The sequence below is a fragment of the Sporosarcina cascadiensis genome (genome assembly GCF_009650995.1).
GTDB lineage: Bacteria > Bacillota > Bacilli > Bacillales_A > Planococcaceae > Sporosarcina > Sporosarcina cascadiensis.
Genome location: NZ_WHVV01000002.1, coordinates 150,208 through 164,083, shown reverse-complemented (window position 1 = coordinate 164,083; position 13,876 = coordinate 150,208). Strand labels below are relative to the sequence as shown.

9 protein-coding genes are annotated in these 13,876 nt (G+C 49.2%); 2 read left to right on the top strand and 7 right to left on the bottom strand.

The window, feature by feature from the left end; translation table 11 throughout:
- Positions 1–57: 57 nt before the first annotated feature.
- The 7 genes from icmF to GDZ68_RS03070 all read right to left on the bottom strand — a co-directional run bounded on the left by icmF (position 58) and on the right by GDZ68_RS03070 (position 11,580).
- Positions 58–3,315: a fused isobutyryl-CoA mutase/GTPase IcmF gene (gene icmF, locus GDZ68_RS03100; RefSeq protein WP_153720824.1), complete on the bottom strand. Its 3,258-nt coding sequence runs from the start codon at positions 3,313–3,315 to the stop codon at positions 58–60.
- 66 nt (positions 3,316–3,381) lie between these two features.
- Positions 3,382–3,999 carry a TetR/AcrR family transcriptional regulator gene (locus tag GDZ68_RS03095; RefSeq protein WP_153720823.1) on the bottom strand — a complete coding sequence of 206 codons (618 nt, stop codon included), beginning with the start codon at positions 3,997–3,999 and terminating at the stop codon, positions 3,382–3,384.
- 17 nt (positions 4,000–4,016) lie between these two features.
- The gene (locus tag GDZ68_RS03090; RefSeq protein WP_153720822.1) at positions 4,017–5,156 is read right to left on the bottom strand and encodes an acyl-CoA dehydrogenase; all 1,140 of its coding nucleotides are present in this window, start codon (positions 5,154–5,156) and stop codon (positions 4,017–4,019) included.
- A gap of 595 nt (positions 5,157–5,751) precedes the next feature.
- On the bottom strand, positions 5,752–6,888 hold the full coding sequence (locus GDZ68_RS03085; RefSeq protein WP_153720821.1) for an acyl-CoA dehydrogenase: 1,137 nt from the start codon (positions 6,886–6,888) through the stop codon (positions 5,752–5,754).
- Between the two features lie 35 nt (positions 6,889–6,923).
- Positions 6,924–7,772, bottom strand: a complete 849-nt coding sequence (locus GDZ68_RS03080; RefSeq protein WP_153720820.1) for a 3-hydroxybutyryl-CoA dehydrogenase — start codon at positions 7,770–7,772, stop codon at positions 6,924–6,926.
- Between the two features lie 20 nt (positions 7,773–7,792).
- A complete protein-coding gene (locus GDZ68_RS03075; protein WP_153720819.1) occupies positions 7,793–8,986 on the bottom strand; it encodes an acetyl-CoA C-acetyltransferase in 1,194 nt (397 codons plus the stop codon).
- Between the two features lie 152 nt (positions 8,987–9,138).
- Complete coding sequence (locus tag GDZ68_RS03070) at positions 9,139–11,580, bottom strand: (Fe-S)-binding protein (protein ID WP_228550986.1); 2,442 nt, start codon at positions 11,578–11,580, stop codon at positions 9,139–9,141.
- A gap of 355 nt (positions 11,581–11,935) precedes the next feature.
- Between GDZ68_RS03070 and GDZ68_RS03065 the strand changes: the two genes are divergently transcribed.
- Positions 11,936–13,135: an iron-containing alcohol dehydrogenase gene (locus tag GDZ68_RS03065; protein WP_153720818.1), complete on the top strand. Its 1,200-nt coding sequence runs from the start codon at positions 11,936–11,938 to the stop codon at positions 13,133–13,135.
- Positions 13,136–13,311: 176 nt separating this feature from the next.
- Positions 13,312–13,458, top strand: a complete 147-nt coding sequence (locus GDZ68_RS03060; RefSeq protein ID WP_153720817.1) for a hypothetical protein — start codon at positions 13,312–13,314, stop codon at positions 13,456–13,458.
- Positions 13,459–13,876: the final 418 nt, after the last annotated feature.

Genomic DNA, 13,876 nt, shown 5'->3' with positions numbered 1-13,876 from the left:
ATCCGCAAATGAAATCTTAAAAAAGCTGCGCAAATTCACGCAGCTTTTGAGAGTGCTTTACATATTTCTTCGATACTGGCCGCCTACTTCATACAATGCATTTGTAATCTGGCCAAGGCTCGCAACCTGTACCGTTTTCATTAGTTCTGCAAAGACATTGCCTCCTGATACAGCTGTTTGCTGAAGATTCTGCAATGCCTGTTCCGCTTCATCGGCATATTTTGATTGGAAAGCGCGCAAGTTCCGTATTTGCACTTCTTTCTCTTCTTTCGTCGCCCGCGCAATTTCCATATTATCGATATCTTCTTCAGACGGCGGATTCGGGTTCAAATACGTATTGACGCCGATGATCGGCAGTTCGCCCGAGTGCTTTTTCATTTCGTAATACATCGATTCTTCCTGAATTTTACCGCGCTGATACTGCGTTTCCATTGAGCCGAGAACTCCGCCGCGGTCATTCAGCCGGTCGAATTCCTGCAACACGGCCTCTTCCACAAGGCTGGTCATTTCTTCAACAATGAAAGCCCCCTGCATCGGATTTTCATTTTTCGACAGACCATGTTCCTTCGTGATGATCATCTGGATCGCCATTGCGCGGCGCACGGATTCTTCCGTCGGTGTCGTGATCGCTTCGTCATAAGCGTTCGTGTGCAGGGAGTTACAGTTATCCTGCAGCGCCATCAGTGCCTGCAGTGTCGTGCGGATATCGTTGAAGTCAATTTCCTGCGCATGCAGGCTGCGGCCTGATGTCTGGATATGATACTTCAGTTTCTGGCTGCGTTCATTGGCGCCGTATTTATCACGCATCGCAACCGCCCAGATTCTGCGCGCGACACGGCCGATCACCGTATACTCGGGATCCAGACCGTTCGAGAAGAAGAATGACAGATTCGGTGCGAAATCGTCAATATTCATTCCGCGGCTCAAGTAATACTCGACATATGTGAAGCCGTTCGCCAATGTGAAAGCAAGCTGTGAAATCGGATTCGATCCCGCTTCCGCAATGTGATAGCCTGAAATCGATACGGAGTAATAATTGCGCACTTTTTTATCAATGAAATACTGCTGAATATCGCCCATCAGACGCAGCGCAAATTCTGTCGAGAAAATGCAGGTGTTCTGTCCCTGATCTTCCTTCAGAATGTCTGCCTGTACCGTTCCGCGGACCGTCTGGAATGTCAGCTCGCGCACTTCCGTAAACTCTTCAACCGAAAGCGTGCGGCCAAGCTCCTCTTCTTTTTTGCGGACTTGCTGATCAACGGCGGCATTCATGAACATCGCCAGAATGATCGGCGCGGGGCCGTTGATTGTCATCGAAACAGATGTGGACGGTGCACAAAGATCAAAGCCTGCATATAGTTTTTTCATATCTTCAAGCGTACAGATGCTGACCCCCGACTCGCCGACTTTACCGTAAATATCCGGTCTCTCGTCAGGATCTTCTCCATATAACGTGACCGAATCGAAAGCGGTGGACAGACGTTTCGCATCGTCGTCTTTTGATACATAGTGGAATCTGCGGTTTGTGCGTTCCGGCGTTCCCTCTCCTGCGAACTGGCGCTTCGGATCTTCCCCTTCACGTTTAAACGGAAAGACGCCGCCTGTGTACGGGAATGAGCCGGGAACATTCTCGCTGTACACCCAGCGCAGAATTTCTCCGTAATCTTTATATTGCGGCAAGACGACTTTCGGGACCTTCAATCCTGACAGACTCACCGTGTTAAGTGCCGTACGGATTTCTTTGTCGCGGATTTTCACCACATATTCATCTTGCTTATACGATTCTTTCAAAGTCTCCCAGTTTTCCAGTGTGCGTTTTGATTCACCTGACAACTGTTCTTCCACGCCCTCTTTCAAACTCGTTAATGAATCTAGTAATGCTTCATTAGAATCCGCTTCCCGAACGGCTTCTATCGCTCCTTCGAGCTGGAAAAGACGCCGCGCCAATTCTTCCTGCTGCTTCGATTTCGCGTGGTAGCTGCGGACAGTCGAGGCAATTTCACGCAGATAATGACTGCGGTCAGGCGGAATGATGACGGTCTGCACCTGTTTCGTAACAGAATCAGCATAATCCGTCGACCAGTCCAATCCGCATGAAGTATTCAGCTGATCGATCAATGCAGCGAACAGCGTATTCGTTCCTTTATCATTGAACTGGCTGGCGATAGTTCCGTAAACCGGCATCTGGTCGAGTTCATCTTCGAAACGCATGTGACTGCGCTGATACTGTTTGCGGACCTGATTGAGCGCATCTTCCGAACCTTTGCGTTCAAATTTATTGATGACAATTAAATCTGCGAAATCGATCATATCAATTTTTTCGAGCTGTGTAGGCGCACCGAATTCACTCGTCATGACATACATTGAAACGTCGGATATATCGGTGATCTGCGCGTCGCCCTGCCCGATTCCGCTCGTCTCGACAATAATCAAGTCGTATCCTGCGGCTTTCGTAACGTCGAGGACGTCATGAATGGCAGTCGTCAGCTCAGAACGGGAGCCGCGTGTAGCCAGACTGCGCATATAGACACGGTTATTGAAGATGGCATTCATCCGGATTCTGTCACCGAGCAATGCTCCGCCAGTTTTTTGTTTCGTCGGATCGATGGACAAGATGGCAACGCGCTTGTCAGGAAACTCCTGCAGAAAACGACGAATTAATTCATCCGTCAGAGAACTTTTCCCCGCGCCGCCTGTACCCGTGATGCCGAGTACCGGGGTCTTCTTGGAAAGTTTTCGTGCGTGCTCCAGCAATTCTTCAGCTGCCTGATCTTTTTTCAGATGCTTTTCTTCCACATAGGTAATCAAATTAGCCAGTACGCCCGGCGTTTCGGCCGTCAGCTGTTCAAGATTGGCCTCTTCATTTTCGACAGCAGTGGAGAAGTCGGACAGCTCCATGATGCGGTTGATCATTCCCTGCAGGCCCATTTTCCGTCCGTCTTCCGGAGAGAAAATCCATTGAATGCCGTATTCATGCAGCTCTTTGATTTCCTTCGGGATAATGACACCTCCGCCACCGCCGAAGATTTTAATATGTGAAGCGCCTCTTTCTTTCAGCAGATCATACATGTATTTGAAATATTCTACATGACCGCCTTGATAGGACGAGATCGCGATGCCCTGGACGTCTTCCTGAATGGCAGCGTTTACAACTTCCTCAACAGAGCGGTTATGCCCGAGATGAATGACCTCTGCCCCTGTTGACTGTAAGATTCTGCGCATAATATTGATCGAAGCGTCATGCCCGTCGAATAAGCTGGAAGCCGTCACGAAACGGATATGGTGCTTCGGCTTGTAAATTTCCTCAGTTGCCATTTAAATTCCGCCTTTCCATACAAAGAGACACACGCCGCAGCAAACTGCCCCGGCGAAGTCACTTGTTTATTTTGCCAGACCTTGAATAATCTGATCCGTCTGTATCTGAATGTACTGCTCCAATGAATAACTTTTGCGCAACGCCCATCTGCGGAACGACCACATCTGTCCCTGTACTAGAATATGATGCGCCGCAAGCGCCACTTCATTGGGACGGATCCGCAGATTGCCCGCTTCCATGCAGCGCCGTACGATCGTTTCAAACAGCTCGACCATTTCCAGCTCTTTTGTCAGCACATAGCGCAGCGCTTCACCGGGCAGCGATTTGGATTCCTGGTACATGACCAGGAACTCATCAGACATATGATCAATCACCTCGTAGTACTTTGCAATCGCCACACGCAGTCCTTCCACCGTGTTATCATTGGTGTCCAGTTCAGAAAGACGAACTTTTACCTCATGATAAATATGATCGCAGACAAGATAAAGAACATCTTCTTTCGTACGGATATACTCGTAAAGCGTGCCGATGCTGAAACCTGCCTCCTTGGCAATTTCACGCGTTGTCGTCCGATGGAACCCTTTCGCGATAAACAGCTTCACGGCCCCGCGGCTGATTTGTTCACGCCGTTTCTGGATCAAGTCTTCGTCTTTCACGGTAGATTTCACTTCATGTTTTGGCATAGAGTTCCCTCCCTCTGTTATTTTGTGAGCATACGAGAGATAACGAGGCGCTGTACTTCTTGTGTTCCTTCGTAAATTTGCGTAATTTTTGCGTCACGCATATAGCGTTCCACCGGATAATCTTTTGTATAACCGTAGCCGCCGAATACCTGAACCGCTTCTGTAGTTACTTTCATTGCGGTATCGCCGGCCATCAGTTTCGCCATGGCAGACGCTTTACCGTACGGCAGGTCGTTTGATTCGAGCCAGGCTGCCTGATAGGTCAGCAGGCGGGATGCTTCGATTGACGTCGCCATATCCGCCAGTTTGAAGCTGATGCCTTGATTGGCAACGATCGGCTTGCCGAATTGCACGCGTTCTTTCGAGTAATTAACAGCTGCGTCCAAAGCGCCCTGTGCGATGCCGACTGCCTGCGCTGCGATTCCATTGCGTCCGCCGTCCAGTGTCTTCATCGCGATGATGAAGCCCTCGCCCTCTTCGCCGAGCAAATTTTCTTTCGGAACACGGCAGTTATCCAAAACGACTTCTGTGGTAGGTGAAGAACGGATCCCCATTTTCTTCTCTTTCTTCCCTACAGAGAAACCGTCAAATGTGCTTTCTACGATGAATGCGCTCGTTCCTTTGTGTTTTGATTCAGGATCGGTTACCGCAAATACGATGTATGTATCAGCAATTCCGCCGTTGGTAATGAAAATTTTCGAGCCGTTCAGCACATAGTCGTCGCCGTCTTTTTTCGCTGAAGTTTTCATTCCGCCTGCGTCAGATCCTGAACTTGCTTCTGTTAAACAGTATGCGCCAACTTTCTTGCCTTCTGCAAGTGGGCGCAGGTATTTTTGTTTTTGTTCTTCGTTGCCGTATTTGAATAAAGGCCATCCCGCGAGTGATGTGTGCGCGGAAAGTACGACGCCTGTAGATGCACAGACTCTGGAGAGTTCTTCTACTGCGATGACGTAGGCCAGGTAATCGCTGCCGATGCCGCCGTATTCTTCAGGCCACGGAATGCCTGTGAGGCCGAGTTCCGCCATTTTGTTGAAGATGTTCATGTCGAATGTTTCATCTTCGTCGCGCTGCGCTGCTGATGGTGCGACTTCCTTTTCTGCAAAGTCCCGTACCATTTTTCTGATCATTTCATGCTCTTCTGATAGTTTAAAGTCCATAGTTTTCTCCCGTCCTTTGTGGTTGTTTAAATTTTTTTATCTAGTATTGCCGATATAGGCTTGCAGTTTGGGAATTAGAGCAAAGATGTGCTCCTAACGCTTCGCTTTTACTCGCAAAAGCCGTTCTACGTTACGGCTCTCGCTGCAGACGGGACGCTTTCCGGAGGGCCCTCGGTGAGCCAAGCGAACAGCGAAGGGTTCGCTTTGCCGTATTTCTGCGCTCTTTGCAGAAATTAAGGCAATACAGGGTTCCTTCTGCCATTCTTCTCTCGCTTCGCTCCCTTTAGTTGTCTCATCCTATCGGGCTGATCCTCCCGGAGTCGCCCGTCTTCCGCATCAATTCCCTACAAGTATGTGTGATACATTGCTGTTGAAAGTTATGTTGTAATCAGTTAGTGAGCAAAAGTACGCTGTTCACCCCAGAACGTGCGTATCTCTTGTGGTTACGAACCAATCGGCCGGCCGGGCGAACCAATCTCGCTCTTAACCGAGCCAAACGGTTGTGGTGCCGCACCAATAAGTGCCGACCGCGCGCCAAAACAGTGTTTCAGTGAACCAATCTACGCTGCCAGCGAACCAATCGGCCGATCCAAAGTCAGCTGGTGAGGTGCTTAGCGATGACGACGCGCTGGATTTCACTGGTGCCTTCGTAGATTTGGCATACTTTGGCATCCCGGAAGTAGCGTTCTACGGGGTAGTCTTCGGTGTAACCATAGCCTCCGAAAATCTGGACTGCTTCGATGGAGTTGTCGACAGCTGCCTGGGAGGCGAATAGTTTGGCCATGGAGGCTTCTTTGCCGCATGGTTTGTCTTGCGCTCTCAGCCAGGCTGCTCTATAGACGAGCAGTCGTGCGGCTTCTGTGGCGGTTGCCATGTCTGCCAGTTTGAATCCCACGCCTTGATTGGCAGCAATTGGTTTGCCGAATTGTTCGCGCTGTTGTGCATAGGCAGTTGCCGCTTCGAGTGAGGCTTCGGCAATTCCGAGCGCCTGGGCTGCGATGCCGATCCTGCCGACATCGAGATTTGCCATGGCAATTTTGAAGCCGCCGCCTTCTTCGCCTAAGCGGTTTTCGACGGGCACTTTCATGTTGTCGAAGCTGAGCGCTACAGTCCGTGAACCGTGCAAACCCATTTTTCTTTCATCCTTGCCGATTGAAAGACCCGGGGTATCCCGGTCGACGATGAAAGCGGTGATGCCGTATGTGCCTTTTTCAGGTGCCGTATTCGCGAACACGATATAGACATCGGCTTCTCCGCCGTTTGTGATAAATATTTTAGAGCCGTTAATCACATAATGATCATCTACCCGCTTAGCCCGGGTTTTCAATGAGCCTGCGTCCGAACCTGATGAAGCTTCCGTCAGACAGAAAGCTCCTAAAAATTCCCCGGAAGCCATTTTTGGCAAGTAGCGGTTTTTCTGTTCTTCACTGCCGAAGTAAAGGATGGGATTCATTCCCACTGAAGTATGGACTGACAGCACAACGCCCATGACCGCGCTTACTTTAGATAATTCGTGAATGGCGATAATATATGACAGGAAATCCATTTCGGAGCCCCCATATTGTTCAGGAGCCGTGATACCCATCAGACCGAGTTCCCCCATTCTTCCAAGCAGTTCACGCGGAAACTCTCCTGCTTCCATCCGCGGTATCCACGGTTCAATTTCCTTGTTCGCGAAATCACGGACCATCTGGCGCATCATTTGTTGTTCTTCTGATAAGTTGTAATCCATCTTCTTCACCTCACGCTTTCGGCTTATTCAATTATTCAGTACGTATAGAAACCTCTGTCCGTCTTTTTGCCGAGCCATCCTGCTTTGACATACTTGCGCAGCAGCGGACAAGGACGGTATTTTGAATCCCCGAATCCTTCATATAGTGTCTCCATAATATAAAGGCATGTATCGAGCCCAATGAAATCAGCCAATTGCAGCGGCCCCATCGGGTGATTCATCCCCATCTTCATCACATCGTCGATCGCTTCTTTTGTTGCCACGCCTTCATACAGCGTAAAAATCGCTTCATTGATCATCGGCATTAAAACACGGTTCGCGACAAATCCCGGATAGTCATTCACTTCGACCGGTGTTTTGCCGAGCCTGCGTGTCATTTCTTCGACTGCTTCATAGACTGTGTCGTCTGTCGCAAGTCCGCGGATGATTTCCACCAGCTGCATGACAGGAACGGGATTCATGAAATGCATGCCGATGACTTTTTCAGGCCGTTTTGTCGCGGCGCCGATTTCTGTGATCGGCAGTGATGACGTATTCGTCGCCAAAATTGTATGCTCCGGTGTGATTTCATCGAGCTGTGCGAAAATAGATGTTTTCACTTCCATATTTTCAACAGCCGCTTCAATGACGAGATCCGCGTGTTTGGCATTTTGCAGATCGAGTGACTGTGTAAACCGGCCGAGAACTTCCTGCTTTTCTTCTTCCGTCATCCGCCCCTTCTCCACATTGCGTGACAGGTTTTTCGTAATGACAGCAAAGCCGCGGTTATATGCTTCTTCTTTTATTTCGTGGAGCGTTACTTGGTAGCCTGCCTGAGCGCAGACTTGAGCGATCCCGCCGCCCATCTGTCCTGCGCCTATGATAAATACATGCTCAATTGCCATCTGGTCTGCCTCCCCGTTCATTAGTTTTTAGGTACTTCAATCATAATGGCGTCACCCTGCCCGCCGCCTGAACAAATGGCCGCGATGCCGATTCCGCCGCCGCGCCGTTTCAGTTCATTGGCAAGTGTCAGGACTACACGCGCCCCGCTTGCGCCAATCGGATGTCCGAGTGCGACTGCCCCGCCGTTGACGTTCACTTTTTCTTCGTCAAGACCGGCGATTTGCGAGCTGGCGAGTGCCACGACTGCGAATGCTTCATTGATTTCAAATAAATCGATTTCATCCAGTGATTTACCTGTCTTCTCAAGTAATGCTTTGATGACGTGTCCCGGTGTCTCCGGAAATCTTTCCGGTTCAATCGCAACTTCTGCGTGACCCAGGATGACAGCAAGCGGTTCTTTGCCCTGCTTCTTCGCTTCGCCTTCGTTCATCAGTACAACCGCGCAAGCTCCGTCATTGACACCCGGCGCGTTGCCGGCAGTGATCGTGCCGTCTTTATCAAAAGCCGGACGTAATTTTGAAAGCGATTCCAAAGAACTGCCGCGTCTTGGTGCTTCGTCTTCAGAAACGACCAGTGCCTCGCCTTTACGCTGCGGAATGCTGACAGAAACGATTTCTTCCGCGAATAAACCGCTATCCATTGCTGCAAGAGCACGGTCATGGCTTCGTAATGCCCATTCATCCTGCGTTTCACGGCTCAATGAAAACTCATTGGCTGTGCTGTTGCCATATGTGCCCATGTGAACATGATTTGGTGAAAACGCACAGGTCAGGCCGTCGTAAATCATGCCGTCGATAAGTGTCGTGTCGCCCATCTTTAATCCTGAGCGTGCGCCCGGTAAATAATAAGGTGCATTGGACATTGATTCCATACCACCTGCTACGATGATGTTCTCTTCACCTAATCGGATCAGCTGATCGCCAAGTGTGATACTGCGCATGCCGGAAGCGCATACTTTATTGACGGTTTCTGTTTTCACACTATAAGGGATGCCGCCTTTTGTTGCTGCCTGTCTTGATGGGATTTGCCCCTGTCCCGCCTGTAAAACGGTACCCATGATTACTTCATCTACTTGCTCTCCTTGAACGCCTGAACGCTCGAGTGCCGCCTTGATCGCCGTGCCCCCCAGGTCACTGGCTTTCTGCGAGGATAATGCGCCCCCTAATTTACCAAATGGTGTTCTTGCCCCTTGTAAAATAACTGTTCTTGTCATTCCATTCCCTCCTATTTTTACTGACTGAACGCTCGCTCGACTGATGAGTAATAAACTAGAGGGCACAAAGACCCTCTAATTTATCCACTTAACATATTGTTAGCGTTTTAGATACTCTAATTGTACGTTACCACCATACAATTCGCAATAATTTAATTCTGCTTTCCATCCGTGTTATTCGGTGTTTCATCCGCGTTTTCCTCGGTTGCAGCCAATTCAGATTCGGCAACCGGTTCTTTCGTCGGAGTTTCGGCAGATCCCTCAGCCGAGGTTTCAGTCGGCTCATCTGCCGGTTCCTCGATTTTCACTTCCAAGGATTCGACCAGCGGTTCTTCAACTACTACTTCTGCAGATTCTTCCACAACCGACACTTCAACCGGAGTCTCTTCTACAACTGCTTCTTCTATGACAGCCTCAACAGGAGCTTTTTCCACTGCAATTTCTGCAGCTTCTTCAACAATTTCTTCTTCAGGCTGCGGAGCAAGCTGTTCCTCGCCGAAGATCGAACGCTCGAGCAATTCCGCGATATCGTATGTGCCGACCTGCTCTTCGACTTCAATCGCCTTTGTTCCGTCAGACAGCATCGTTAAGCAGTACGGACAGCCGGATGAAATAATTCCGGGGCTGACTTCCATTGCCTGTTCTGTACGTGCTACGTTGACGCGCTGGCCAGTATCTTCCTCCATCCACATCATACCGCCGCCCGCTCCACAGCACATGCCGTCCTGGCGGTTACGTTTCATTTCGACTAGCTCTACGCCTGGTATTGCTTTCAGGATTTCACGCGGCTGATCGTAGACATCGTTATAGCGGCCCAAGTAACAGGAATCATGGAAGGTAATAGTTTCATTGATTGCGTGCTTAGGTACCAGCTTGCCTGCCATTACCAAGTCATACAGCAATTCTGTATGGTGTTTCACAATCGCTTTAAAGCCAAAGTCCGGATATTCATTCTTGAAAATATTATATGCGTGCGGATCGATCGTGACAATTTTCGAAACGTCCGCTTTTTCAAACTCTGCAATATTCGCAGTAGCCAGTTCCTGGAATAAGAATTCATTGCCTAGACGTCGCGGTGTATCTCCGGAGTTCTTCTCTTTATTACCGAGAATCGCGAAGCTTACGCCGGCTTCATTCAATAGATGTGCAAATGAAAGGGCGATCTTCTGCGAACGGTTGTCGAATGCACCCATCGAACCGACCCACAGCAAGTATTCGAAGTCTTCTTTTGCTTTCTTCGCTTCTTTGACTGTCGGGATGTGCAAGTCTGGACGTGCATCTCTCCAGTTTTCTTTCTCTTTACGATTCAAGCCCCATGGATTACCCTGACGTTCAATATTTGTCATCGCGCGCTGAGCATCTGCATCCATTTTACCTTCTGTCATGACTAAGTAACGGCGAAGGTCAATAATCTTATCCACGTGCTCATTCATTACCGGACACTGATCTTCACAGTTACGGCAAGTCGTACATGCCCAGATTTCTTCTTCTGTGATGACATCGCCAATCAATGAAGGATTATACAGCTCATCAATCGAAACGCCTTCCGCTCCGGCAGCAAATGCCAGCTGATTGCCCTGCGTATTGTTGAACATCAGCTGAGGCACCCAAGGCTTTTGCTTTGTCATGACGGCACCTGTATTTGTCAGATGATCACGCAATTTTGTAATCAAATCCATCGGTGACAACATTTTCCCTGTGCCAGTTGCCGGACACATATTTGTACAGCGTCCGCATTCCACACATGCGTAGAAGTCGATCATTTGTGCTTGCGTGAAATCCGTAATCTTCCCTACACCCAGAGGCGGCATATCTTCTTCATCTTCCACTTCTTCAAGCGCCTCAAAATCGATAGGCTTCAAACGGCCTGCATGATCAAGTCGGTGGAAATACGTATTGACAGGTCCGGCGATCAAGTGCGCGTGCTTGGACTGCGGTACATAGACCAGGAAAGTCAGCAAAGTCAGCAAGTGCACCCACCAGCCAATGAAGAATATGGCAGCCGCAACGCCTTGAGGAACTCCGCTGAATACCATCGCGATGAGCGAGGCCATCGGTTCTGTCCAAGTCGTTCCTTCTTTATGCCAAATCATATTTGCGCCGTTTGCAACAAGTGTCGATACCATAAGCGTACCGATGAAAATAAGGACTAATCCTGATTTCCAGCCGCGCTTCAAACGGACAAGTTTTTCAACGTAGCGACGGTAGAATGCCCACACGACTGCTACTAGAATGAGAAATACAACAATTTCCTGGAAGAATGTAAACGCTGGATACAACGGTCCTAACGGTAAATGTGATCCAGGTTTTAACCCTTTCCATATTAAATCAATTGCCCCAAATTGAACGAGCAGGAATCCGTAGAAAAATAGTACGTGGATTGCCCCGCTCTTTTTATCTTTTAACAGTTTCTTCTGTCCAAATACATACACCCAAATCTTTCGAAGACGTTCTTTGACATTATTATCGAACTCTTCTTTTCTCCCCAGGCGGATAAATTGATAGCGCGTTTTCAGCAGATATAGAAACAGTCCGAATCCGTAAACGGTAACCGCCAGAAATAATATCCAGTTTGCGATGAGTAACACATTCATCTTATTCTCCCCTTCCTCTGTTTTCACGCCAGTATAATCACGATAAAGCGCTTACGAGTAGTTTAACATATGTACAGTGTAAATTATGAATGAGCATTCAGTCAACTATTTTTGAAAATTTATTTAAGCAAATATAAAATGCGAGCAGGGGATATTTACCCCTGCCGAAAGATTGGAATCATTTATTACCTGTAATTCTGCGTGGTTATCAGGCGATAATCAATAGCTTTTGATACTAATAAGTATACTTTTCTATACTTTAAAATTATTTGTGCACATTTATATAATAACAGTATAGCAAATATTCTGATACTATAAGAAGAAATAGTTAGACACAGAATAGGAGCTGATCAGAATGAATCCAATCTACGCGCGCACTTATCAACAAGTTTTCAAGACCGCACTCGGTTTCCTGCCATGGCGTGAACCTGAACTGCTGCAGGGACCGGGAAGTCTAGAGCAGCTGCCGGAGAAAATAAAGAAGCTCGGAATCAGCAGTGTGCTGATCGTCACGGACCAGGACATTGCAAAGCTTCATTTGATGGATGGTCTGCTCACTGGACTTGATTTATTGGGAATTAAATACTTAGTTTTCGACCGCACCGTGCCGAATCCGACAATCGCGAATATCGAAGAAGCCCGCGCACTGTATGCGGCGAATCGCTGCGAGGCGCTCATCGCGTTCGGCGGCGGCTCGCCTATCGACTGCGCAAAAGCGGTCGGCGCCAGAATTGCGAGACCCTCAAAAAGCATCGCACAGCTGAAAGGCTCGTTACGCGTGCGCAAGGCAATTCCGCCTTTATTCGCAGTGCCCACCACTTCAGGCACGGGCAGCGAGGCGACACTTGCGGCCGTCGTGACGAATCCCGATACGAATGAAAAGTACGCCATTATGGATCCGGCATTGCTTCCGCAATACGCTGTTCTGGATCCTCTGCTGACGATGAAACTGCCGCCTTCTATTACGGCAGCAACGGGGTTGGATGCGTTGACGCATGCTGTGGAAGCGTACATCGGCAGAAGCAATACGAAAGAGACGAAGCAGTGGAGCCGGGAAGTTGTCAGGCTGGTTTTCGGCAATGTATACGAAGCATACTCCAACGGGGAGAACCTGGCAGCACGGACCAATATGCTGCAGGCCGCTTATTTGGGCGGCAAGGCGTTCACTCGGGCATTTGTCGGCAATGTGCATGCCATCGCGCACACCCTCGGCGGATTCTACAATGTGCCGCACGGCCTCGCGAATGCCATTATTATGCCGCATGTACTGGCGTATTACGGCAAGCATGTGTACGAGCCGCTGTCTGAGCTTGCAGATGTAATCGGGATTGCCGCGCCTGGCGATACGAAGCAGATGAAAGCGGAGAAGTTCATTGAGGAGATCCGCGCTTTGAATCGTGCGATGGGTATTCCCGAGAAGGTGAGCAGGATTAAACCGGAGGATATCCCGCTGATGGTCGGGCGGGCGGATGCAGAAGCGAACCCGCTGTACCCGGTGCCCCAGATCTTAAACAAGAAGCAGTTTACTGAGCTTTATGAGTTGATTCAGGAGTGAGGTTTCTAAGCGTGTATTCGGATTTAGTTGATGTCCGTTCCGTCGCTCGACTATGCAGGAATTTTGAATGAAGTGTGGGGGTTTGCAGTTTAAACCCGCTTTGGCGCTGGGGGATTGCCTTACGCCATGAGCCAGCCGGCGAAAAGCGCGGCTGCCTGCCAGAAGAAGCTTTGCGAATGATCATAGTATCCGCTCAAGCGCTCATAGCCCAGCCTCAGTCGCTCATACACATCGGCCACGTGATCATTCAACTCGGCCGCATGATCATACCGCATCCCGTCATGATCATTGAACCAGGTTTCGCGCTCATAGCCGCTCCGTAGTTGCGTCTTCGCGGGTATGTGGAATGCAGGACATGTAGCTTTTGGTATGTTGTGGATTTAGTAGTAAGATTCCGGTGTACGACTTTGCAGGAAGTTTGAATGAAGTGTGTGTTTTCAGTTTAAACCCGCTTCGGCGCTGGGGGATTGCCTTACGCCATGAGCCAGCTGGCAAAGACCACGCCAGTTGTCTCATAGCAACGGCCGACCCCGCAGTTGCGCCTTCGCTATTGTTGGAGAATGTATGTCATGCTGCTTTTTTACTAAGTGCAAATTTAGTTGGCGTAGTTTCGTTGCACGACTTTGCAGGAGATTGGAATGAAGTGTGTGTTTACAGTTTAAATCCGCTTCGGCGCTGGGGGATTGCCTTACGCCATGAGCCAGCTGGCAAAGACCACGCCAGTTGTCTCATAGCAACGGC

What these genes read in the sequence shown, in the direction of transcription:
- icmF (WP_153720824.1), bottom strand. Translation starts at nt 3,315, where the DNA reads ATGGCAACTGAGGAAATTTACAAGCCGAAGCACCATATCCGTTTCGTG.
- GDZ68_RS03095 (WP_153720823.1), bottom strand. Translation starts at nt 3,999, where the DNA reads ATGCCAAAACATGAAGTGAAATCTACCGTGAAAGACGAAGACTTGATC.
- GDZ68_RS03090 (WP_153720822.1), bottom strand. Translation starts at nt 5,156, where the DNA reads ATGGACTTTAAACTATCAGAAGAGCATGAAATGATCAGAAAAATGGTA.
- GDZ68_RS03085 (WP_153720821.1), bottom strand. Translation starts at nt 6,888, where the DNA reads ATGGATTACAACTTATCAGAAGAACAACAAATGATGCGCCAGATGGTC.
- GDZ68_RS03080 (WP_153720820.1), bottom strand. Translation starts at nt 7,772, where the DNA reads ATGGCAATTGAGCATGTATTTATCATAGGCGCAGGACAGATGGGCGGC.
- GDZ68_RS03075 (WP_153720819.1), bottom strand. Translation starts at nt 8,986, where the DNA reads ATGACAAGAACAGTTATTTTACAAGGGGCAAGAACACCATTTGGTAAA.
- GDZ68_RS03070 (WP_228550986.1), bottom strand. Translation starts at nt 11,580, where the DNA reads ATGAATGTGTTACTCATCGCAAACTGGATATTATTTCTGGCGGTTACC.
- GDZ68_RS03065 (WP_153720818.1), top strand. Translation starts at nt 11,936, where the DNA reads ATGAATCCAATCTACGCGCGCACTTATCAACAAGTTTTCAAGACCGCA.
- GDZ68_RS03060 (WP_153720817.1), top strand. Translation starts at nt 13,312, where the DNA reads ATGATCATAGTATCCGCTCAAGCGCTCATAGCCCAGCCTCAGTCGCTC.